Genomic DNA, 20,578 nt, shown 5'->3' on the forward strand with positions numbered 1-20,578 from the left:
ACGCCGGCGTTTTCTTTGGCATCGGGCGGCGATCCGTCGGTCGGCGATCAGTGGCGCCGCAACAGGCTCGCGCCGTACACGAGCGCCGACAGCGCGGTGATCCAGAAGCTCGTCGGCCAGTCGGTGTGATACGCGAGCACGATGCCGGCCCACGCCTCGAACAGCGCGAACAGCGCGGCGAGCAGCACGCCCGTCGACAGCCGCGTCGATACGTTCTGCGCGGCCGCGGCCGGCCCGACCAGCAGCGTGAACACGAGCAGCACGCCGACGATCTGCGTCGCCGCGGCGACCGCGAGCGCGCACACCGCGAGGAACAGCATCGACACCGTGCGCAGCGACACGCCCTTGGCCTCGGCCAGTTCGGGCTGCAGCGACGCGAACAGCAGCGGCCGCGCGATCAGCGCGAGCGCGATCAGGCTTACCGTGCCGATGCCGGCCAGTACCGCGAGCGTGTCGTGGCTGACCGCGAGCACGTTGCCGAACAGCAGCGCGGTCACCTGCGTCGCGAACGACGTATAGAAATGCAGGAACAGCAGGCCGAAGCCGAGTGCGCCCGACAGGATCACGCCGATCGCGACGTCGCGGCCCGCGAGCCGTTCGCCGAGCGCGCCCATCCCGATCCCGGCCGCGAGCGTGAAGCCGACCATCCCCCAGATCGGCGAGATGCCGAGCAGCACCGCGCCCGTCGCGCCGGTGAAGCCGACGTGCGACAGCGCATGGCCGGCGAAGGTCTGTCCGCGCAGCACCAGGAAGTAGCCGACGATGCCCGCGAGCACCGCGACGATGCCCGACGCCGCGAAGGCGTTGATCATGAAGTCGTATTCAAACATCGTGCGAATGCCCGGGATGAGCGTGTCCGTGGTGGTGATGGCCGTGTCCGCCGCCGCCGTGCGAGTGGCCGTCGTCGTCCTCATGCTCGTGGTCGTGCTTCTCGATCTCGACGTCGCCCGACATCACGAAGATCTTGCCGTTCACGCGCATCACGTCGATCGGCGACCCGTAGAGGTGCGACAGCACGGGCTTCGTGATCACCTCGTCGACGGTGCCGAGCGCCGCTACGCCGTTGCCGAGATACAGCACGCGGTCGAGCGCGTTCAGCAGCGGATTCAGTTCGTGCGCGGAGAACAGCACGGTGATGCCGAGTTCGCGCTGCACGTTGCGCACGAGTTCGACCACGCCGCGCTGGTGGTTCGGATCGAGGCTGATCAGCGGCTCGTCGAGCAGCAGCAGCTTCGGGCTGCCGAGCAGGCACTGCGCGAGCAGCAGGCGTTGCCGCTCGCCGCCCGACAATTCCGACAGCGGCCGGCGCGCGAGCGTCGGGCCGCCGACGAGGTCGAGCACGCGGTCGACGTCGCGGCGCGTCGCCGCGTTCGCGTGCGGCAGCCCCCAGCGGTGGCCGTCGGCGGCCATCGCGACGAAGTCGTAGCCGCGCATCCGGCGGTTCGCGAGGCCGCTCCTGATCTGCGGCATATAGCCGATCGATGCGTTGCCGCGCACGACCGGCACGCCGCCGACGGACAGCGTGCCGGCCGAGACGGGCACGAGGCCGAGCACGGCGCGCATCAGCGTCGTCTTGCCCGCGCCGTTCGGCCCGAGCACGCCGACGAATTCGCCGGGTTCGATCGAGAAGCTGACGTCGTGCAGGATCGTGCGTCCGCCCAGTTCGAGCGTGACGCGATCGACTGCGAGTGCGTGGGGAGTGGCGGTCATGTCGTTGCAGTCGATTATTTCTTGGCGGCCGAAAGCGCGCTGGAGAGCGCATCGAGCTGGCCGGCCATCCATTGCTGGAAGGTCTTGCCGGCCGGCTGCGTCTCGGTGACGCTGACGGTCGGCACGCCGCCGTCGCGCGCGATCTTCAGCATGCGCTTGGTCATCGGTTCTTCGGCCTGGCTGTTGTAGATCAGCACGCGTACCTGCTTTTTGCGCAGGTCGTTCTCGAACGCGGCGACGTCCTGCGCGCTCGCCTCGGTGTCGTTCATCGTCGCGAGCTGGAAGCGCTGGTTGCGCATGTCGAGCCCGATCGCATCGGACATGTAGCCGAACACGGGCTCGGTGGCCGTCACCGGCACGCCCTTGTACTGCGCGCGCAGCGCGGCGACCTTGTCGTCGACGGGTTTCAGCGACGCGACGAATTTCTGCAGGTTCGCGTCGTAGTCGGCCTTGTTCGCCGGGTCGGCGCGGCCGAGCTCGGCCGCGATCGCGCGCGCGGCCGCCGGCATCGTCGCCGGGGCGTACCACAGGTGCGGGTTGTCGCCGGCCTTCTTGCCGACGAGATCGGAGACGACGATCGTCGCGCGCTTCGCCTGCTTCGATGCGCCGAGCAGCTTGGCCATCCACGGATCGTAGTCGGCGCCGTTGTAGATCACGACCTGCGCGTGCTGGAGCGCGCGGGCGGTCTTCGGGCTCGCTTCGAACAGGTGCGGATCCTGGTCGGGATTGCTGAGGATGCTGGTTACCGCGACGTGGCGGCCGCCGATCTGCGATGCGACATCGCCGTAGAAATTCTCGGCGGCGACGACGTTGACGGTCGCGGCCTGCGCGAATGCGGGCGCCGCGAGCGACAGCGCGGCGGCAGCGGCGGCAAGCCAGCGGACAGGCGACAGGGCGCGCCGCGGCGCGCGCTTCAAGGCAATGGACATGAAACTCCTCGTTGGAAAGGCGGCGCATGCGCCGCGCGATGCGGCGTCAGCGTTGTGCGGGCTTGCGCTTGCAGTGCCCGCACAGGCCGCTCAGCTCGACGACCTGGTGGTGGACTTCGAAACCGTGCGCGGGCTCGCTCGCGGACAACTGCTTCGCGAGGTCGCCGCCGGGGATCTCGACGGTGTCGCCGCACGAATCGCAGATCAGGAACTGGCCTTCGTGCGGCACGCCGATCTCGCAGCACGCGAAAAACGCGTTCTTCGATTCGATCCGGTGGATGAAGCCGTGCTCGACGAGGAAATCCAGCGCGCGATAGACGGTCGTGGGCGGCACGCGGCCGCGCTGCGGTTCGAGCTCGGCGAGCAGGTCGTACGCGCCGATCGGGCGTTGCGCGGCCAGCACGCGTTCGTAGACCTGGCGGCGCAGCGGCGTCCACGCGAGCCCGTGCTCGGCGGCGAATGCGTCGGCCCGGGACAGCCGGGCGTCAATGGACGATGAGGTGGCCATGGTGTGAAGCAGGCAGTGAAACAGAGTACGGCGATGATATAACGTATCGCCGCGCCGTGCAGCGCGAATTCCCCGTTCCGTCCACGCTCCGTCCCCTTCATCGCCGATCCGGCCGCACCGCACCGCGCGCGCCGCGCCTTACCGGGCGTGCGCTGCGGGCCGGCGCGACGCGCCCTTGTGCCGCAGCGCGTCATAGAAAGCCGTCGCGTCGCCTTGACAGCGCGAATCGCGTATCCGATCATTCGATCAACAATAGAGCAATTGATCGGTCGGCGAGCGTTCGCTCACCTCGCGACCGTCGTACAGCAGAACGAACCGGAGACAGCCAGTGAGACTGGAAGACAAGGTCGCGATCCTGACGGGCGCCGCAAGCGGCATCGGCGAGGCGGTCGCGCAACGTTATCTGGACGAGGGCGCGCGCTGCGTGCTCGTCGACGTGAAGCCGGCAGGCGGCTCGCTTGCGCGGCTCATCGAAGCGAACCCCGGCCGCGCGGTGGCCGTCACCGCGGACGTTACGCGCCGCGACGATATCGAGCGGATCGTGGCCACCGCCGTCGAGCGCTTCGGCGGCATCGACATCCTGTTCAACAACGCGGCGCTGTTCGACATGCGCCCGATCCTCGACGAATCGTGGGACGTGTTCGACCGGCTGTTCGCGGTCAACGTGAAAGGGCTGTTCTTCCTGATGCAGGCCGTCGCGCAGCGGATGGTCGAGCAGGGGCGCGGCGGCAAGATCGTCAACATGTCGTCGCAGGCCGGCCGTCGCGGCGAGGCACTCGTTTCGCACTACTGTGCGACCAAGGCCGCGGTGATCAGCTACACGCAGTCGGCCGCGCTCGCGCTCGCGCCGCACCGGATCAACGTGAACGGCATCGCGCCGGGCGTCGTCGACACGCCGATGTGGGAGCAGGTCGACGCGCTGTTCGCGCGCTACGAGAACCGGCCGCTCGGCGAGAAGAAGCGGCTGGTCGGCGAAGCCGTGCCGCTCGGCCGCATGGGCGTGCCGGGCGACCTGACGGGCGCCGCGCTGTTCCTTGCGTCGGCCGACGCCGATTACATCACCGCCCAGACGCTGAACGTCGACGGCGGCAACTGGATGAGCTGACGTGGCGCCGCTCGCACGCGCAACCTGCCGGCCGGCCTTCGACGACGCGGCATCGCCGCACGCCGAGGCCGCCTTCGGACGAAGAGGGCACGCCTGATGGCCGCGATCGTCGTCGCCGGCGAACTGCTCGCCGAATTCGTCGCCGCCGAGCGCGGCCAGGGCTTCGATGCGCCGGGCCTGTTCGCCGGACCGTTCCCGAGCGGCGCGCCCGCGATCTTTGCCGATCAGGCCGCCCGGCTCGGCGCGCGCGTCGCGTATGCGGGCTGCGTCGGTCGCGACGCGTTCGGCGACGCGATCGTCGCGCGGCTCGAACGCGACGGCGTCGATGTCGCGCGCATCCGCCGCGTCGCGCGCCCGACCGGCACCGCGTTTGTTGCGTATCGCGACGACGGCTCGCGCAGCTTCGTCTTCAATCTTTCCACCAGCGCGGCCGCGTGCGTCGATGCGTCCGATGTCGATACGGCGATGTTCGACGGCTGTCGTTATTTCCACGTGATGGGCTCGTCGCTGACGAGCGAATCGGCGATCGCGGCGATCCAGCGCGGCGTGATCGAGGCCGCGCGCGCCGGCGCGAAGGTGTCGTTCGATCCGAACGTGCGCCCCGAGATGCTGAGCTTTCGCCCGATGCGCGCGGCGCTCGACGAGATGCTCGCGGCCTGCCACCTGTTCCTGCCGAGCGAGGCCGACCTGCCGTTCTTCTGCGGGCCGCAGCCGGCCGAGCGCGCGATCGCGGGCCTGCTCGCGACGCATCCGCTGCTCGAGCGCGTCGTGCTGAAGCGCGGCGCCGCGGGCAGCGTCGCGTTCGATCGCGCGAACCGTGCCGAAGCGCCGGCGTTTCCGGTCGACGAAATCGACCCGACCGGCGCCGGCGACTGCTTCGGCGGCACGCTGGTCGCGAGCCTCGTCGCGGGCGTGCCGATCGAGGTCGCGCTGCGCCGCGCGAACGCGGCAGGCGCGATCGCGGTTACGCGGCGCGGCCCGATGGAAGGCAGCAGCAGCGCGGCCGAGATCGACCGCTTCCTGACCGAACGAGGTGTGGCATGTCCGGCCTGACGACCGTCGCAGAACGCCCGCGCACCGCGCACGCGGACGCCGTGCTGCGGATGATTTTCGACGCGAACCGCGCGGACGCGCAGCGCGGCATCTATTCGATCTGCAGCGCGCACCGGCTGGTGCTGGAGGCCGCGTGCGAAGCCGCGCGCGCGGACGGCTCGCCGCTGTTGATCGAGGCGACCTGCAACCAGGTGAACCATCTCGGCGGCTATACGGGCATGACGCCCGCCGATTTCCGCCGCGACGTCGATGCGATCGCCGCGCGCTGCGGGCTCGCGCCGTCGGCGCTCGTGCTCGGCGGCGACCATCTCGGCCCGAACCCGTGGCGGCACCGCCGCGCGGCCGATGCGATGCGCGAGGCCGGCGCGATGGTCGCCGCGTATGTCGAAGCCGGTTTCGAAAAGATCCACCTCGATGCGAGCATGGCGTGCGCGGACGATCCGGCGCGGCTCGACGACCGCACGATCGCCGCACGCGCGGCCGAGCTGTGCCGCGTGGCGGAAGACGCGGCGGCGCGCGTCGGGATCGCGCCCGTCTACGTGATCGGCACCGAAGTGCCGACGCCGGGCGGCGAGGTCAGCGGCAATCCGGACGATGCGAACGGCGCGGCGATCGCTCAGATCGCGGTTACGCGCTGCGACAGCATCGCGGCGACGCTCGACGCGCACCGCAGCGCATTCGCGGCGGCCGGGCTCGACGACGCGTGGACGCGCGTCGTCGCGATCGTCGCGCAGCCGGGTGTCGACTTCGACGATCGCCACGTGCTCGACTACGACAGTGCCAAGGCGGCGTCACTCGGCGCGAGTATCCTGCATACACCGCGCCTCGTGTTCGAGGCGCATTCGACCGATTACCAGACCGAGGGCGCGCTCGCCGCGCTCGTGCGCGACCACTTTGCGGTGTTGAAGGTCGGCCCCGCGCTGACGTTCGCGCTGCGCGAGGCGCTGTTCGCCTTGACGTTCATCGAGGATGCGCTGATCGAAGACCTCGCGCAGCGCTCGCGGCTGCGCGAGGTCGTCGACGCCGCGATGCGCGCGCAGCCCGAGCACTGGGCGCCGTACTACCGCGGCGACGAAACCGAGCAGCGGCTCGCGCGCCAGTTCAGCTACAGCGACCGGATTCGCTACTACTGGCTGCAGCCGGCCGTCGCGGCCGCGGTCGAGCAGCTGTTCGGCAACCTCGCGCGGCAGCCGGTGCCCGAGACGCTCGTCGCGCAGTGGCTGCCGGATGTCTACGCGGCGTGCCGCGCGGGCGGGCTCGCGAAGGAGCCGCGCGCGTGGGTGCGCCACCGGATACGCGACGTGATCGCGCACTATGCGCGCGCGTGCGGAATGCAGCGGCCGGCGTGACGGGCCGCGAAGGGACTGACGCAAGACTGACGACACTTCGAACAATCACAGGAGACATGCCATGCAACGAAAGATGCTCGACGCCGCCGCACGCTGCTTCGCCGGAGCCGCGCTCGCGACGGCCGCCTGCGCCGCGTCCGCCGGCACGCTGACGATCGCGACGCTGAACAACCCCGACATGATCGAGCTGAAGAAGCTGTCGCCGGCGTTCGAGAAGGCGAATCCCGACATCAAGCTGAACTGGGTGATCCTCGAGGAAAACGTACTGCGCCAGCGCGCGACGACCGACATCACGACCGGCAGCGGCCAGTTCGACGTGATGGCGATCGGCACCTACGAGACGCCGCAGTGGGGCAAGCGCGGCTGGCTCGCGCCGATCACGGGCCTGCCCGCCGACTACGACCTGAACGACATCGTGAAGACCGCGCGCGACAGCCTGTCGTACAACGGCCAGCTTTATGCGCTGCCGTTCTACGTCGAAAGCTCGATGACGTTCTACCGCAAGGACCTGTTCGCGGCGAAGGGGCTGAAGATGCCCGACCAGCCGACCTACGACCAGATCGCCGAGTTCGCGGACAAGCTCACCGACAAGTCGAAGGGCACCTACGGGATCTGCCTGCGCGGCAAGGCCGGGTGGGGCGAGAACATGGCGTTCGTGTCGACGGTCGTGAACACGTTCGGCGGGCGCTGGTTCGACGAGAACTGGAACGCGCAGCTCACGTCGCCCGAATGGAAGAAGGCGATCACGTTCTACGTGAACCTGCTGAAGAAGAACGGCCCGCCGGGAGCGAGCTCGAACGGCTTCAACGAGAACCTGACGCTGACCGCGTCGGGCAAGTGCGCGATGTGGATCGACGCGACGGTCGCGGCCGGGATGCTCTACAACAAACAGCAGTCGCAGGTGGCCGACAAAATCGGCTTCGCGGCCGCGCCGGTCGCCGCCACGCCGAAGGGCTCGCACTGGCTGTGGGCGTGGGCGCTGGCCGTGCCGAAGACGTCGAAGCAGCAGGACGCCGCGCGCAAGTTCATCGCGTGGGCGACGTCGAAGCAGTACATCGAGATGGTCGGCAAGGACGAGGGCTGGGCGTCGGTGCCGCCGGGCACGCGCGCGTCGACCTATCAGCGCCCCGAGTACAAGGCCGCCGCGCCGTTCTCGGACTTCGTGCTGAAGGCGATCGAGACGGCCGACCCGAACGATCCGTCGTTGAAGAAGGTGCCGTACACGGGCGTGCAGTACGTCGGGATTCCTGAATTCCAGTCGTTCGGCACGGTGGTCGGCCAGTCGATCGCGGGCGCGGTTGCAGGGCAGATGACGGTCGACCAGGCGCTCGCCGCCGGGCAGGCCGCCGCCGACCGCGCGGTACGGCAGGCCGGCTACAAGAAGTAACGCGCAAGCAGTCGCGCGGCCCGCGCCGTGCGCCGTCGCGCGCGGTGCGGGCCGGCGAAGCCGAAAGGCGGGCAGGCCGTTCGCGCCCGCGCATCAACCGGAGGGACTCCGATCATGCGTCACCTGCGTCTTCCCCTGAGCCACGCGCCGTCGGTCGGCGACGCGTCGTTGCCGCCAGGCGCGCCGCGCCGCGCGCGTGGCGGCGCGAGCTGGCTCGTCTCGCCGTCCGTCGCGGTGCTGCTGCTGTGGATGTCGATTCCGCTCGCGATGACGATCTGGTATTCGTTCTCGCGCTACAACCTGCTGAACCCGGACGTGAAGGGTTTCGCGGGGCTCGACAACTACCGTTTCCTCGCGACCGATCCATCGTTCCTGCCGGCGATCTGGCACACGCTCGTGCTGATCGGCGCGGTGCTCGCGATCACGGTGGTCGGCGGCGTGCTGATGGCCGTGCTGTTCGACCGCAAGTTCTACGGGCAGGGCATCGCGCGGCTGCTCGCGATCGCGCCGTTCTTCGTGATGCCGACGGTATCCGCGCTGATCTGGAAGAACATGATCCTGCACCCGGTATACGGGCTCGTCGCGAGCGCGATGCGCGCGCTCGGGATGACGCCGATCGACTGGTTCGCCGATTATCCGCTCACCGCGGTGATCATCATCGTCGCGTGGCAATGGCTGCCGTTCGCGTTCCTGATCCTGTTCACCGCGATCCAGTCGCTCGACCAGGAACAGAAGGAAGCCGCGCGCATCGACGGCGCGGGTCCGATCGCGATGTTCTTCTACATCACGCTGCCGCACCTGAAGCGCGCGATCGCCGTGGTCGTGATGATGGAGACGATTTTCCTGCTGTCGATCTTCGCGGAGATCTATACGACGACCGGCGGCGGCCCCGGCGACGCCACGACCAACCTGTCGTACCTGATCTACGCGCTCGGCCTGCAGCAGTTCGACGTCGGCCTCGCGTCCGCGGGCGGCATCATCGCCGTCGTGGTCGCGAACGTCGTGTCGTTCTTCCTGGTGCGGATGCTCGCGCGCAACCTGAAGGGGGAGTACGAGAAATGAGCGACCTGACCTTCGAAGGCCGGCGCGCGCCGGCCGTGTTCGACCTCGTGCGGCGCGCGCTGCCCGGCGCGCTCGCGTGGCTGATCGCGCTGCTGCTGTTCTTCCCGATCTTCTGGATGGCGATCACCGCGTTCAAGACCGAGCAGCAGGCGTACGCATCGACGCTGTTCTTCATGCCGACGCTCGACAGCTTCCGCGAGGTGTTCGCGCGCAGCAACTACTTCTCGTTCGCGTGGAATTCGGTGCTGATCTCGGCGGGCGTCACGGTGATCTCGCTGCTGTTCGCGGTGCCGGCCGCTTATGCGATGGCATTCTTCCCGAACCGCCGCACGCAGAAGGTGCTGCTGTGGATGCTGTCGACGAAGATGATGCCTTCGGTCGGCGTGCTGGTGCCGATCTACCTGCTGTGGAAGAACGCGGGGCTGCTCGACACGGTGTCGGGCCTCGTGATCGTCTACACGCTGATCAACCTGCCGATCGCGGTGTGGATGACTTTCACGTACTTCAACGAGATCCCGAAGGACATCCTGGAAGCCGGTCGCATCGACGGCGCGTCGACCTGGCAGGAGATCGTCTACCTGCTGATGCCGATGGCGCTGCCAGGGCTTGCGTCGACCGCGCTGCTGCTCGTGATCCTGTCGTGGAACGAGGCGTTCTGGAGCATCAACCTGTCGAGCTCGAACGCGGCGCCGCTGACCGTGTTCATCGCGTCGTACTCGAGCCCCGAGGGGCTGTTCTGGGCGAAGCTGTCCGCGGCGTCGCTGCTCGCGGTCGCGCCGATCCTGATCGTCGGCTGGCTGTCGCAGAAGCAGCTCGTGCGCGGGCTCACGTTCGGAGCGGTCAAATGAGCGCGGCCGGGCCGGGTGCGAACGTGCTGATCTGCGATTGCGACGGCGTGCTGATCGACAGCGAGGCCGTCGCCGCCGACGTGATCGTGAGCGAACTCGATGCGCGCTGGCCGGGCGTCGATGCGCGGCCGGCCGTGATGCCGCTGCTCGGGCTGCGCATCGAACGCGTGCTGGCAGGCGCTGCCGACGCCGTCGGCCGCACGCTGTCGGCCGACGACGTCGAAGCGATCCGCCGCGCGGTCGAGGCGGCGGCCGTCAATGCGCCGATGGTCGAAGGCATCGACGCGGCGCTCGGCGCGATTCGACTGACGACGGCCTGCGCGAGCAACAGCTACCGCGCATACGTCGAGGCGGCGCTCGCGCGCACGGGCCTCGCGCGCTTCTTCGGCGAGCGGCTGTTCTGCGCGGATTCGGTCGCGCGGCCGAAGCCGGCGCCGGACGTGTATCTCGCGGCCGCGCGCACGCTCGGCGTCGCGCCCGCGCAGTGCCTCGTCGTCGAGGACAGCGTGACCGGCATCACCGCGGCGGCGGCGGCCGGCATGACCGTGCTCGGCTTCGTCGGCGGCGGGCATGCGTCGGCCGCGCAGGTCGACGCACTGCGCGGCATCGGCGCGCGTCACGTATTCGACGACATGCACGAGCTGCCCGGCTATGCCGCGCGCTGGCAGGCGACGGGCGCGGTGCTGCCGAACTAGCAACGATTACGCGCCGCATGCCTGAATGCGGCGCATCACGAACGAACGGAGACAGATCATGGCAAGCGTGCTCCTGCGCAATATCGCGAAGCGCTACGACGAAACCGAAGTGCTGCGCAATGTGAACCTCGACATCGCCGACGGCGAATTCGTCGTGTTCGTCGGCCCGAGCGGCTGCGGCAAATCCACGCTGATGCGGATGATCGCGGGCCTCGAGGATATTTCGAGCGGCGACCTGCTGATCGACGGCGCGAAGGTCAACGACGTGCCGAGCGCGAAGCGCGGCATCGCGATGGTGTTCCAGTCGTATGCGCTGTACCCGCACATGACGCTGTACGACAACATGGCGTTCGGCCTCAAGCTCGCGGGCGCGAAGAAGCCCGAGATCGATCAGGCCGTGAAGCAGGCCGCGAAGATCCTGCACATCGATCATCTGCTCGATCGCAAGCCGAAGCAGCTGTCGGGCGGCCAGCGGCAGCGCGTCGCGATCGGCCGCGCGATCACGCGCAAGCCGAAGGTGTTCCTGTTCGACGAGCCGCTGTCGAACCTCGACGCCGCGCTGCGCGTGAAGATGCGGCTGGAGTTCGCGCGGCTGCACGACGAACTGAAGACGACCATGATCTACGTGACGCACGACCAGGTCGAGGCGATGACGCTCGCCGACAAGATCGTCGTGCTGTCGGGCGGCGCGGTGCAGCAGGTCGGCACGCCGAACGAGCTGTATCACGCGCCGGCGAACCAGTTCGTTGCGGGCTTCATCGGTTCGCCGAAGATGAACTTCCTGAAGGGTGCGGTCGAATCGGTCGACGCGGGCGGCGTGCTGGTGCGTTTCGACAGCGGCGAGACGCAGCGCGTCGCGGTCGAGGCGGCCGGGCTGCAGCGCGGCGCCGCGGTGACGGTCGGCGTGCGGCCCGAGCACCTGCTGGTGGGCACGGCGGCCACGGGCGTCGCCGCGCGGACGATGGCCGTCGAGTCGCTCGGCGATGCCGCGTATCTGTACGCGGAGTCGGCGGTCGCGCCGGACGGGCTGATCGCGCGGATTCCGCCGCTCGACACGTATCGCACCGGCGAGGCGCTGCACGTGCACGCGCAGGCCGAGCACTGCCATCTGTTCGACGAGCACGGGCAGGCGTTCCGCCGGCTCAGCGTGCACGCGAAGGCCGCGTGACGGCTGTATTCGGTCAGAAGCGCAGGTTTGCGGCCATGAAGTCGACGAACGCGCGCAGCTTCGGCGTCGGATGGCGGCCCGACGGCCACAGCACGTAGATCGGCGTGCAACTCGCGACGTGTTCGTCGAGCACCGCGCACAGCGTGCCGTCGTCGAGCGCGTCGCGCACGAAGAACTCGGGCAGGCACGCGATGCCGAGCCCGCGCAGCGTGAAGCGCAGGCGCGCTTCCGCGCTGTTGCTGACCATCGAGACGGGCACTTCGGGCGGCGTGCCCGAGCGCGGCACGCGCAGCGGCCAGGTTTCGAGCTTGCCGCTGCTCGGAAAGCGGTAGTGCAGGCAGCGGTGCAGCGCGAGATCGGCCGGTGTGCGCGGCGTGCCGTGCCGGGCGAGGTAGTCGGGCGACGCGACGAGGTGCTGGCGGAAGTGGCGGAGCAGCCGCGACGACAGCCGTGAATCCGACGGCTGGCCGGTGCGCAGCACCGCGTCGAAACCTTCCTCGACGACGTCGACGAGCCGGTCGCTGAAATCGATATCGAGTTCGATCTCCGGATACGCGGCCATGAAATCGGCGAGCACCGGCAGCAGCAGCGTGCCGATCGTCGGCAGGCTCACGCGCAGGCGTCCGCGCGGCGCTTCGGCACTGTGCGTCAGTTCCTGCTCGGCGGCTTCGATCTCGGCGATCACGCGCCGGCACCGTTCGAGAAAGCGCGTGCCTTCGGCCGTCAGCGTGATGCTGCGCGTGCTGCGGTGAAACAGACGCACGTTCAGGCGCGCCTCGAGCCGCGCGATGCGCTTGCCGATCGCCGACGCCGACAGCCCGAGTGCGCGGCCTGCCGCGACGAAACTGCGCGTTTCCGCGACCTGAACGAACACGACGAAACCGCCGAGATTTTCCATGCAAGTTCCCGATTGCGGACGCCAGCGTCCGGATTGTCCGGAACTCTAACCCGGTTTTTCTTCTTGCGTCGGCTCCCTACGATGAACGTTCGTTCACTGTTGAGAGGTCACGCCATGTCATCCCTGCCTGTCACCGTTTCCCGTGCCGAACCGGACGCTGCGCTGCGCAGCCGGCTCGACGACGCACTCGATCGCGCGCTCGCCGACGAGCGCATCGTTGGCGCGGTTGTGCTGGTCGTGCGCGACGGCGAGCTGCGCTATGCGCGCGCCGCCGGGCTCGCCGATCGCGAAGCCGGTACGCCGATGCGGGAGAACGCGCTGTTCCGGCTCGCATCGGTCACGAAGCCGGTCGTGACGGCCGCCGCGATGCGGCTGGTCGCGGCGGGGCGCATCGCGCTCGACGAACCCGTCGCACGCTGGTTGCCCGAATTCCGCCCGGCGCTGCCCGACGGCGCACCCGCCGCGATCACGTTGCGTCATCTGCTGTCGCATACGGCCGGCCTCGGCTACCGCTTCCTCGAAGCCGACGGCGACGGCCCGTATGCGCGTGCCGGCGTGTCCGACGGGATGGACCGCGCGGGCATTTCGCTCGCGGAGAATGTGCGGCGCATCGCAAGCGTACCGCTGAGGTTCGCGCCCGGCACGTCGTGGGACTATTCGCTGGCGACCGACGTGGTCGGCGCGCTGATCGAGGCGGTCGACGGCCGGCCGCTTGCCGACGCGGTGGCCGCGCTCGTCACGACGCCGCTCGGGATGACCGACACCGCGTTCGTCGCGCACGACGCCGCGCGCGTCGCGACGCCTTACGTGAGCACGCCAGGCGCGCCGCGCCGGATGGCGGACACCGATCTCGTGCCGGTGTTCGACGGCACGATCGGTATCCGCTTCGAACCGGCGCGCGTGTTCGATCGCGATGCGTGGCCGTCGGGCGGCGCGGGGATGGTCGGCACCGCGCGCGATTGCGTGACGCTGCTCGACGCGCTGCGCACCGGCCGCGACGGCTGGCTCGAGCGCGCATGGATCGACGAGATGGCGCGCATCCAGCCGGGCGCGCACGAACTGCAGGATGCGCCCGGTTTCGGCTTCGGGCTCGGCTTTTCGGTGCTGCACGATCCGGCGGCCGCGCAGTCGCCGGAGTCGGTCGGCACGTGGCGCTGGGGCGGCGCGTACGGGCATGCGTGGCTCGTCGACCGAACGGCCGGGCTGACGGTCGTCGCACTGACCAATACGCTGTACGAGGGCATGTACGGGCGGATCGTGACCGACGTGCGCGATGCGGTCTACGGTGTCGATATCGGGAGTGCGGCATGAGCGACTGCACGACGATCGACGACGAGGTTTCCGTCGGGCCGGTGCAGGCGCGCGAGCGCCTGCCGGTCGCGAACCTGCTGGCGCTCGCGACGGCCGCCTTCATCACGATCCTCACCGAGGCGTTGCCGGCCGGCCTGTTGCCGCTGATGAGCGCCGACCTGCGCGTGCCCGACGCACTGATCGGCCAGTTGGTGACCGTGTATGCGCTCGGCTCGATCGTCGCGGCGATACCGCTCGTCGCCGCGACGCGCGCGATGCGCCGGCGCCGCCTGCTGCTCGCGGCGCTGGCCGGCTTCGTCGTGTCGAATGCGCTGACCGCCGCATCGCCGTACTACGCACTCACGCTTGCCGCGCGCTTCGTCGCGGGCATGTCGGCCGGGCTGCTGTGGGCGCTGCTGGCCGGCTATGCGAGCAGGATGGTCGACGCGTCGCTGCGCGGCCGTGCGATCGCGGTCGCGATGCTCGGCGCGCCGGTCGCGATGTCGATCGGCATTCCGGCCGGCACCGCGCTGGGCGCGGCGCTCGGCTGGCGCGTCGCGTTCGCGTTGATCACGCTCGCGGCGCTCGCGCTGATCGGCTGGATCCGCTTGCGCGTACCCGATTACCCGGGGCAGCAGGCCGGTGCGCGCGAACCGGTGCTGGGCGTGATGACGCTGCCCGGCGTGCGGCCGGTGCTGACCGTGATGTTCGCGTACGTGCTCGCGCACAACATGCTGTACACGTACGTCGCGCCGTTTCTCGCGGGCGTGCGGATGGGGGCGCAGGTCGATGTGGTGCTGTTGGTGTTCGGCATCGCGTCGCTGGTCGGCATCGCGCTGACGGGCGCATGGATCGGTGCCGCGCAACGGCGTCTTACGCTCGCCAGTATCGCGCTGTTCGCGCTCGCGGCGGCGATGCTCGGCGCCGGATCGGGGATGGCGATCGTCTATGCGGGCGTGGCGCTGTGGGGGCTCGCGTTCGGCGGCGCGCCGACGCTGTTCCAGACGGCTGCCGCGAACGTGGCGGGGGAGTCGGCCGACGTCGCGCAGTCGATGCTCGTGACGGTGTGGAATCTCGCGATCGCCGGTGGCGGCATCGCGGGCGGGATGCTGCTCGGCGCAACCGGCGCCGGCGCGATTCCGTGGGTGCTCGTGGTGCTGCTGGCGGTCGCGTGGATCGGCGCGTGGCGTGCGCGCCGGCATGCGTTTCCGGCGCCGCGGGCCGCGTGAGCTTGCGGCTGCGGCGTCAGTCTGCGTTCGCGTCGAGCGCCGCCCTCGCGCACGTCTCGTCGGTGACGAGCCCCGACAGCCAGCCGCCGCGCAGCGCGGCGATCACCGCGTCGCGTTTCTTCGGGCCGCCGGCGAACGCGATCGTCGGGCGTTTCGGCGGCGCGGCGAGCGACACGCTCGTCACGCGCGCGCTGGTCGACACGTCGATCATCTTGCCGTGCGCGTCGATCGGCATGCCGAGCAGTTCGGCCACCGCACCGAGCGAGGTCATCTCGTCGAGCTCCTGTTCGGTGATGAAGCCGTCGTCGTAGAGCGGGCAGTGCGGGCCGGTGTTGCCGATCCCGACGAACGCAACGTCGGCCTTGCCCGACAGTGCCTCGACGATCCGGTACAGCCGGTGGTTGCACCACTGCGCGCGCTCGGCCGCGCTGTCGGCGAACAGCGGCGCGGGCAGCAGGAAGTGCTTGCTGCCGGTTTTCTCGGAGATGTACTGCGCGACGTCGTAGCGGTTCGACGAACCGTCGGCCGCGATCGCGCCGACCATCGACACGAGCCGGTGCTGCGGGCGGTCGATCTGCGCGATCTGCGCGACCGCGGCCTTCAGCGTCCGGCCGCTGCTGACGGCGATCACCATCGGCCGCGTCTCGCCCAGGTAGCGCTCCATCACCTGCGCGCCGGCGACCGCGAGCTTGCGGTCGATCGCTTCGGGCGCGTCGGCATCGACGGGCACGACTTCGCACATCGCGAGGCCGTAGCGTTTCGACAGCTGAGCGCCGAGATCGAGACAGTCGGCGAGCTGGTGGTCGACGCGCACGCGGATCAGGTTCTTCTCGACCGCGAACGCGACGAGGCGCTGCGCGACCGGGCGCGACACCTGCAGCTTTTCGGCGATTTCGTTCTGCGTGTCGCCCGCGACGTAATAGAGCCACGCGGCACGCGTGGCGAGATCGAGTTTTTCTGAGGACTTGGACACGATAGCGATTCGGTTCGGATCTTGGCCGGCCGGCGGGCCGCGCGACGGCATCCACTGTACCGCATGTCGTGCGCGCGGCAGACGGCCGCAAGCGCGCCGCGACGGCGCTTACGCGAGCCGCGTGCGCGACGGTTCGTACAGCGGGCGCACGTGGCGGTACAGCGTGCGGAACGCGTCGAGGCGTTCGCGCAGCAACGCATGGCGGGCCGCGTCCGGTGCGTATTCGGCGCGCACCGGCGGCTTGGTCAGCACCGTTTGAGGATCGCCGCCGACGGCCAGCCAGCCGAGCCGCGCCGCGCCGAGCGCCGCGCCCGTTTCGCCGCCGCCGATCTGGCGCGTGCGTACGTTCAGCGCGTCGGCGATCAGTTGTGCCCAGAATGCGCTGCGCGCGCCGCCGCCGATCAGCGACAGCTGGTCGGTTTCGACGCCGGCCGCATGCAGCGCGTCGAGGCCGTCGGCGAGGCCGAGCGTCACGCCTTCGAGCACCGCATAGCCGAGATGCGCGCGTTCGGTCGCGTGCGTCATCCCGAAGAACACGCCCTGCGCATACGGATCGTTGTGCGGCGTGCGCTCGCCGGACAGGTAGGGCAGGAACAGCGGCGCCGTCGCGAGCGCGTCGGCGTCGAGCGCCTCGACTTCGGCGAGCAGCGCGGGCTCGTCGGTGCCCGTCAGCTTGCAGACCCAGCGCAGGCAGCTCGCGGCCGACAGCACGACGCTCATCAATTGCCAGCGCTCGGGAATCGCATGGCAGAACGCATGCACGGCCGACGCGGGATTCGGCATGAAGCGGTCGCCGACCACGCTCAGCACGCCCGACGTGCCGAGCGACACGAAGCCGTCGCCCGCGTGGATCGCGCCGATGCCGAGCGCGCTCGTCGCGTTGTCGCCGCCGCCGCCTGCCACCACGACGGCTTCCGACAGCCCGAGTTCGCGCGCGATATCCGCACGCAGCGTGCCGGACGGTGCGTTGCCCTCGACGATGCGCGGCATCTGGTCGCGCGTCATCCCGCATGCGGCGAGCAGCGCGTCGGACCAGTCGCGGCGCGCGACGTCGAGCCACAGCGTGCCGGCCGCGTCCGACGGATCGGACACCTTCGCGCCGGTCAGCCGGAACCGCAGGTAGTCCTTCGGCATCAGCACGCACGCGGTTGCCGCGAACACGTCGGGTTCGTGCTTCGCGACCCACAGCAGTTTCGGCGCGGTGAAGCCCGGCATCGCGAGATTGCCGGCCAGTGCGTGGAGATCGGGCGCGCGTTCGGTGAGCAGCGCGCATTCGTCGGCGCTGCGCATGTCGTTCCACAGGATCGCGGGGCGCAGCACGCGATCGTCGCGGCCGAGCAGCACGGCGCCGTGCATCTGGCCAGACAGGCCGATGCCGCGCACCTGCGCGAACGCTTGCGGATGCCGTTCGCGCAGCGCCGCGAGCGCGGCGAGCGTGCCTTGCCACCAGTCGTCCGGATGCTGTTCGGCCCAGCGCGGATGCGGCCGCGACACGGTGAACGGCGAGCCGGCGGTGCCGACGACCGCGCCGTCCGGGGCGAGCAGCAGCACCTTCACTTCCGAGGTGCCGAGGTCGATGCCGAGATACATGAGCGATCCGTTCCGTCAGAGAGGAGCCGCTACTTTAGCCGTGCCGCACCGCATGTGCCAAGCGGGTTTGCCCGGCCGCGCGGCCGGGCGCCGGCCGTCGCGCGTCAGCGCTGCGAAAGCCATGCGTCGACGCGCGCGAGCGCGGCGCGCAGCGCCTCGAACAGCGCGGCGTTGCCGGCGAGCGAGCCCCACAGCGGGCGGCTCGCGCACAGCGCGACGACCGGGTCGTCGGCGTCGACGATCGCGCGCGCGGCGGCTTCGTCCATCACGCCGTCCTGGTATGCGTACGGCAGCGTGCCGCGCGCCCAGCGTTCGAGAAAGCGCAGGAACAGCGCGGGCAGCACGGCGGTGGCGACCGGCGCCGCGCCGCGCGCGAACGATTCGACGAGCGTCGGCGCGATGAAGCCGGGGATCTTCGAGAAGCCGTCGGCCGCGACGCGCTGGTTCGTGTCGAGCACGTACGGGTTGCCGAAGCGTTCGAGCACGACGTCGCGGTAGCGCGCGAGATCGAGCGGGCTCGGGGTCAGGCAAGGGATCACGTCCTGCGTCACGTAGTCGTGCGCGAAGCGGCGGATCGCCGCGTCGTGCGTGCCTTCGTGGATATACGTGTAGCCCGCGAGCGTGCCGGCCCACGCGATGCAGCTATGCGTCGCGTTGAGGATGCGGATCTTCGCTTCCTCGTACGGGTGCACGTCGTCGACGAGTTCCGCGCCGGCCAGTTCCCAGCGCGGCCGGCCGGCCGCGAAGCGGTCCTCGATCACCCACTGGATGAACGATTCGCCCATCACCGGGCAGGCGTCGTCGATGCCGGTCGCCGCCAGCACGCGTTCGCGCACGTCGGCGGTCGGGCGCGGGGTGATGCGGTCGACCATCGCGCTCGGCGTGGCGACGTTCGCGTCGAACCACGCGAGCAGGTCGGCTGTGCCGCGCCGTTCGAGGAATTCGCGCATCCCTGCGCGAAAACGCGCGCCGTTGTTGCGCAGGTTGTCGCAGCTCTGCAGCGTGAGCGGGCCCGCGCCGCGCTGCATGCGTTCGGCGAGCAGCGCCGCGAGCGCGCCGTACAGCGTCGTGCGCGCGCCCTGCAGGTCGGCCGCGAGATCGGCATTCGCGACGTCGAGCCGGTTGTGTTCGTCGAGGTAATAGCCGCCTTCGGTGACGGTGAACGACACGATCCGGCAGGCCGGGTCGGCGCCGGCGTCGATCAGCGCGGCGAGGTCGATCGACCAGGGCAGCACGCGCGTGATCGCGCGGATCGTCTCGTACGCGCGCTCGCCTTGCGGCGTGACGGTTTCTAGCGTGTATTCGCCGTGCTGCACGGCGAGCGCGTCCATCGTCGCGCGCATGTCGTCACGGATGTTGCCGACGGTCAGCGACCAGCGTTCTTCGGCCGGCACGGCCGCGTTCACGCGATGCAGATACCACGCCTGGTGCGCGCGGTGAAACGAGCCCGCGCCGATGTGCAGTAGCACGGGCGCGCGGGCGGAGGGCGATTCGCTCATCCGGTGTCTCCTGTTCGTGCCAGTCTTTCCTGTTGGTTAGATCATTTGCTCTTCATGTGAGCGAATGATCGTATTCGGACGAGCGAAAGTCAAGGCGGGGAGGCTGCATTTCGATGGTGCGCTGCGGCGGCGCGCGGGTGGCGCGGGAACGGAGGCGAAGGGGCGCGAACAGGCGGCCGGTCGGGAACGGGCGTCAACGCCCTTTGCGCGTGAGCGCGACGAGTTCGTCGAGCAGCTTGCCGGCTGGCCCCCGGCAGGATCCCGTGGCGGCGTCGGAATGCGGTGAGCGTGCGTACCGCGACGACCTCGCGCACCGGCAGCGTGTCGATCGTGCCGGCAGCCTGCTCGGCGTCGTACATTGGCTCGGCCATCCAGCTCAGGAAACCGGCATGCGCGGCGAGGCTCTTCAGCGTCGTGACCGAGCGCGTTTCGACCGCGATGTCGGGCGGCGCGAGCCCGTGCGCGTCGCAGGTCGCGCGCATGTGGTCGAACGGCGCGGTGCCGCGCGTCGGAATCGCCCGGCGCGCGTGCAGCGTATCGGCAAGCATCGGCGCGCTGCCGCTCGTGCTCGGTTTCGTGCTCGTGCGTGCGCTGCCCGAATCGCCGCGCTATCTCGCGCGACGCCCCGCGCGCTGGCCGGAACTCGGTGCGCTGCTCGCGCGGATGCAGCGGCCGATCGTTCATGTGTCTGCTTGCTGTCTACGCGGCGCTCAGCTGGCTGCCGACGATGCTGGCCGCGAGCGGGCTGAGCGTGTCGGTCGCGGGCGCGGGGCTCACCGCGTACAACCTCGGCGGCGTGATCGGCGCGCTGCTGTGCGCATGGGCGATCGCGCATGCCGGGTCGCGCTGGCCGCTCGCGCTGTGCAGCATCGGCGGCGCGGCGAATGCGGTGTGGCTGATGGGTGTCGATGCGAGCCGCCACACGAACTGGCTGATCGTCGGGCTCGGCCTGCACGGGCTGTGCGTCAACGCGGTGCAGTCGACGATGCATGCGCTTTGCGCGTACATCTACCCGACGGCGGTGCGTGCGACGGGCACCGCGAGCGCTCGCGTTCGGCCGGCTCGGCGCGATCCTCGGCGCGTTCGCGGGCGCGATCGTGATCACGGCGGGCGACGCGGGTGCGTACCTGACGATGCTGGCCGCCGCGATGGGCGTGGTGTGCGTCGCGCTGCTCGCGGTGCGGCGGCACATTCCGCGGCTGTCGCGCGCGCAGTCGCTGCCGCGCGAAGGGGAGGCGCTGGCCCGCACGTCGTCGTGACGTGCGGACGCATCGCGTGCATCGCG

General features: G+C 69.9%; 18 protein-coding genes and 2 pseudogenes. 11 read left to right on the plus strand and 9 right to left on the minus strand.

The window, feature by feature from the left end:
- Nucleotides 1-47: 47 nt before the first annotated feature.
- From DM992_RS06960 to DM992_RS06975, 4 genes are read right to left on the minus strand one after another with little or no spacing between them, the layout of a single operon-like run.
- Nucleotides 48-830 (minus strand): metal ABC transporter permease, encoded by a 783-nt coding sequence (locus DM992_RS06960; protein WP_111016216.1) that lies wholly within the window; start codon nucleotides 828-830, stop codon nucleotides 48-50.
- Complete coding sequence (locus DM992_RS06965; RefSeq protein ID WP_111016217.1) at nucleotides 823-1,710, minus strand: ABC transporter ATP-binding protein; 888 nt, start codon at nucleotides 1,708-1,710, stop codon at nucleotides 823-825. The genes DM992_RS06960 and DM992_RS06965 overlap by 8 nt, the downstream gene beginning before the upstream one ends.
- Nucleotides 1,711-1,724: 14 nt before the next feature.
- Nucleotides 1,725-2,639: a zinc ABC transporter substrate-binding protein gene (locus DM992_RS06970; RefSeq protein WP_111016218.1), complete on the minus strand. Its 915-nt coding sequence runs from the start codon at nucleotides 2,637-2,639 to the stop codon at nucleotides 1,725-1,727.
- A 46-nt stretch (nucleotides 2,640-2,685) separates the two neighbouring features.
- Nucleotides 2,686-3,147 carry a Fur family transcriptional regulator gene (locus DM992_RS06975; RefSeq protein WP_011546084.1) on the minus strand — a complete coding sequence of 154 codons (462 nt, stop codon included), beginning with the start codon at nucleotides 3,145-3,147 and terminating at the stop codon, nucleotides 2,686-2,688.
- Nucleotides 3,148-3,475: 328 nt separating this feature from the next.
- Between DM992_RS06975 and DM992_RS06980 the strand changes: the two genes are divergently transcribed.
- The 8 genes from DM992_RS06980 (at nucleotide 3,476) to ugpC (ending at nucleotide 11,814) form a co-directional block, all read left to right on the plus strand.
- A complete protein-coding gene (locus tag DM992_RS06980; protein ID WP_111016219.1) occupies nucleotides 3,476-4,252 on the plus strand; it encodes an L-iditol 2-dehydrogenase in 777 nt (258 codons plus the stop codon).
- Nucleotides 4,253-4,348: 96 nt separating this feature from the next.
- A complete protein-coding gene (locus DM992_RS06985; RefSeq protein ID WP_111016220.1) occupies nucleotides 4,349-5,305 on the plus strand; it encodes a sugar kinase in 957 nt (318 codons plus the stop codon).
- Complete coding sequence (locus DM992_RS06990) at nucleotides 5,293-6,654, plus strand: D-tagatose-bisphosphate aldolase, class II, non-catalytic subunit (protein WP_111016221.1); 1,362 nt, start codon at nucleotides 5,293-5,295, stop codon at nucleotides 6,652-6,654. The genes DM992_RS06985 and DM992_RS06990 overlap by 13 nt, the downstream gene beginning before the upstream one ends.
- 61 nt (nucleotides 6,655-6,715) lie before the next feature.
- A complete protein-coding gene (locus tag DM992_RS06995; RefSeq protein WP_111016222.1) occupies nucleotides 6,716-8,041 on the plus strand; it encodes a sugar ABC transporter substrate-binding protein in 1,326 nt (441 codons plus the stop codon).
- Between the two features lie 114 nt (nucleotides 8,042-8,155).
- Complete coding sequence (locus tag DM992_RS07000) at nucleotides 8,156-9,103, plus strand: sugar ABC transporter permease (protein ID WP_111016223.1); 948 nt, start codon at nucleotides 8,156-8,158, stop codon at nucleotides 9,101-9,103.
- The gene (locus DM992_RS07005) at nucleotides 9,100-9,951 is read left to right on the plus strand and encodes a carbohydrate ABC transporter permease (protein ID WP_111016224.1); all 852 of its coding nucleotides are present in this window, start codon (nucleotides 9,100-9,102) and stop codon (nucleotides 9,949-9,951) included. The genes DM992_RS07000 and DM992_RS07005 overlap by 4 nt, the downstream gene beginning before the upstream one ends.
- On the plus strand, nucleotides 9,948-10,646 hold the full coding sequence (locus DM992_RS07010) for an HAD family phosphatase (RefSeq protein WP_111016225.1): 699 nt from the start codon (nucleotides 9,948-9,950) through the stop codon (nucleotides 10,644-10,646). The genes DM992_RS07005 and DM992_RS07010 overlap by 4 nt, the downstream gene beginning before the upstream one ends.
- A 58-nt stretch (nucleotides 10,647-10,704) precedes the next feature.
- Complete coding sequence (ugpC, locus tag DM992_RS07015) at nucleotides 10,705-11,814, plus strand: sn-glycerol-3-phosphate ABC transporter ATP-binding protein UgpC (RefSeq protein ID WP_111017846.1); 1,110 nt, start codon at nucleotides 10,705-10,707, stop codon at nucleotides 11,812-11,814.
- Between the two features lie 13 nt (nucleotides 11,815-11,827).
- Here the strand turns inward: ugpC and DM992_RS07020 are convergent, their stop codons facing one another.
- Nucleotides 11,828-12,712 carry a LysR family transcriptional regulator gene (locus DM992_RS07020; RefSeq protein ID WP_111016226.1) on the minus strand — a complete coding sequence of 295 codons (885 nt, stop codon included), beginning with the start codon at nucleotides 12,710-12,712 and terminating at the stop codon, nucleotides 11,828-11,830.
- 114 nt (nucleotides 12,713-12,826) lie between these two features.
- Here DM992_RS07020 and DM992_RS07025 point away from each other — a divergent pair, with 114 nt between their 5' ends.
- Nucleotides 12,827-14,023, plus strand: a complete 1,197-nt coding sequence (locus DM992_RS07025; RefSeq protein ID WP_111016227.1) for a serine hydrolase domain-containing protein — start codon at nucleotides 12,827-12,829, stop codon at nucleotides 14,021-14,023.
- Nucleotides 14,020-15,231, plus strand: coding sequence for an MFS transporter (locus DM992_RS07030; protein ID WP_111016228.1), 1,212 nt, complete (start codon nucleotides 14,020-14,022; stop codon nucleotides 15,229-15,231). The genes DM992_RS07025 and DM992_RS07030 overlap by 4 nt, the downstream gene beginning before the upstream one ends.
- A 16-nt stretch (nucleotides 15,232-15,247) precedes the next feature.
- Here the strand turns inward: DM992_RS07030 and DM992_RS07035 are convergent, their stop codons facing one another.
- From DM992_RS07035 to DM992_RS07050, 4 genes and pseudogenes are all read right to left on the minus strand, one after another.
- A complete protein-coding gene (locus DM992_RS07035; RefSeq protein ID WP_111016229.1) occupies nucleotides 15,248-16,255 on the minus strand; it encodes a sugar-binding transcriptional regulator in 1,008 nt (335 codons plus the stop codon).
- 57 nt (nucleotides 16,256-16,312) lie between these two features.
- Nucleotides 16,313-17,794 carry a xylulokinase gene (gene xylB, locus DM992_RS07040; protein ID WP_111016230.1) on the minus strand — a complete coding sequence of 494 codons (1,482 nt, stop codon included), beginning with the start codon at nucleotides 17,792-17,794 and terminating at the stop codon, nucleotides 16,313-16,315.
- Nucleotides 17,795-17,898: 104 nt separating this feature from the next.
- Nucleotides 17,899-19,293 carry a D-arabinitol 4-dehydrogenase gene (gene dalD / locus DM992_RS07045; protein WP_111016231.1) on the minus strand — a complete coding sequence of 465 codons (1,395 nt, stop codon included), beginning with the start codon at nucleotides 19,291-19,293 and terminating at the stop codon, nucleotides 17,899-17,901.
- Between the two features lie 193 nt (nucleotides 19,294-19,486).
- Nucleotides 19,487-19,844 (minus strand): annotated as a pseudogene (locus DM992_RS07050) (LysR substrate-binding domain-containing protein); the annotation flags it as partial.
- Between DM992_RS07050 and DM992_RS07055 the strand changes: the two are divergent.
- A pseudogene (locus DM992_RS07055) lies at nucleotides 19,837-20,552 on the plus strand (MFS transporter); the annotation flags it as partial. The pseudogenes DM992_RS07050 and DM992_RS07055 overlap by 8 nt on opposite strands.
- Nucleotides 20,553-20,578 lie beyond the last annotated feature (26 nt).

The sequence above is a fragment of the Burkholderia sp. JP2-270 genome (genome assembly GCF_003233675.1).
Lineage (GTDB): Bacteria > Pseudomonadota > Gammaproteobacteria > Burkholderiales > Burkholderiaceae > Burkholderia > Burkholderia pyrrocinia_C.

What these genes read in the sequence shown, in the direction of transcription:
- DM992_RS06995 (WP_111016222.1), top strand. Translation starts at nt 6,716, where the DNA reads ATGCAACGAAAGATGCTCGACGCCGCCGCACGCTGCTTCGCCGGAGCC.
- DM992_RS07020 (WP_111016226.1), bottom strand. Translation starts at nt 12,712, where the DNA reads ATGGAAAATCTCGGCGGTTTCGTCGTGTTCGTTCAGGTCGCGGAAACG.
- DM992_RS06965 (WP_111016217.1), bottom strand. Translation starts at nt 1,710, where the DNA reads ATGACCGCCACTCCCCACGCACTCGCAGTCGATCGCGTCACGCTCGAA.
- DM992_RS07010 (WP_111016225.1), top strand. Translation starts at nt 9,948, where the DNA reads ATGAGCGCGGCCGGGCCGGGTGCGAACGTGCTGATCTGCGATTGCGAC.
- ugpC (WP_111017846.1), top strand. Translation starts at nt 10,705, where the DNA reads ATGGCAAGCGTGCTCCTGCGCAATATCGCGAAGCGCTACGACGAAACC.
- DM992_RS07035 (WP_111016229.1), bottom strand. Translation starts at nt 16,255, where the DNA reads ATGCCGTCGCGCGGCCCGCCGGCCGGCCAAGATCCGAACCGAATCGCT.
- DM992_RS06975 (WP_011546084.1), bottom strand. Translation starts at nt 3,147, where the DNA reads ATGGCCACCTCATCGTCCATTGACGCCCGGCTGTCCCGGGCCGACGCA.
- DM992_RS06985 (WP_111016220.1), top strand. Translation starts at nt 4,349, where the DNA reads ATGGCCGCGATCGTCGTCGCCGGCGAACTGCTCGCCGAATTCGTCGCC.
- DM992_RS06970 (WP_111016218.1), bottom strand. Translation starts at nt 2,639, where the DNA reads ATGTCCATTGCCTTGAAGCGCGCGCCGCGGCGCGCCCTGTCGCCTGTC.
- DM992_RS06990 (WP_111016221.1), top strand. Translation starts at nt 5,293, where the DNA reads ATGTCCGGCCTGACGACCGTCGCAGAACGCCCGCGCACCGCGCACGCG.
- xylB (WP_111016230.1), bottom strand. Translation starts at nt 17,794, where the DNA reads ATGTATCTCGGCATCGACCTCGGCACCTCGGAAGTGAAGGTGCTGCTG.
- DM992_RS07030 (WP_111016228.1), top strand. Translation starts at nt 14,020, where the DNA reads ATGAGCGACTGCACGACGATCGACGACGAGGTTTCCGTCGGGCCGGTG.
- DM992_RS07025 (WP_111016227.1), top strand. Translation starts at nt 12,827, where the DNA reads ATGTCATCCCTGCCTGTCACCGTTTCCCGTGCCGAACCGGACGCTGCG.
- DM992_RS07000 (WP_111016223.1), top strand. Translation starts at nt 8,156, where the DNA reads ATGCGTCACCTGCGTCTTCCCCTGAGCCACGCGCCGTCGGTCGGCGAC.
- DM992_RS07005 (WP_111016224.1), top strand. Translation starts at nt 9,100, where the DNA reads ATGAGCGACCTGACCTTCGAAGGCCGGCGCGCGCCGGCCGTGTTCGAC.
- DM992_RS06960 (WP_111016216.1), bottom strand. Translation starts at nt 830, where the DNA reads ATGTTTGAATACGACTTCATGATCAACGCCTTCGCGGCGTCGGGCATC.
- dalD (WP_111016231.1), bottom strand. Translation starts at nt 19,293, where the DNA reads ATGAGCGAATCGCCCTCCGCCCGCGCGCCCGTGCTACTGCACATCGGC.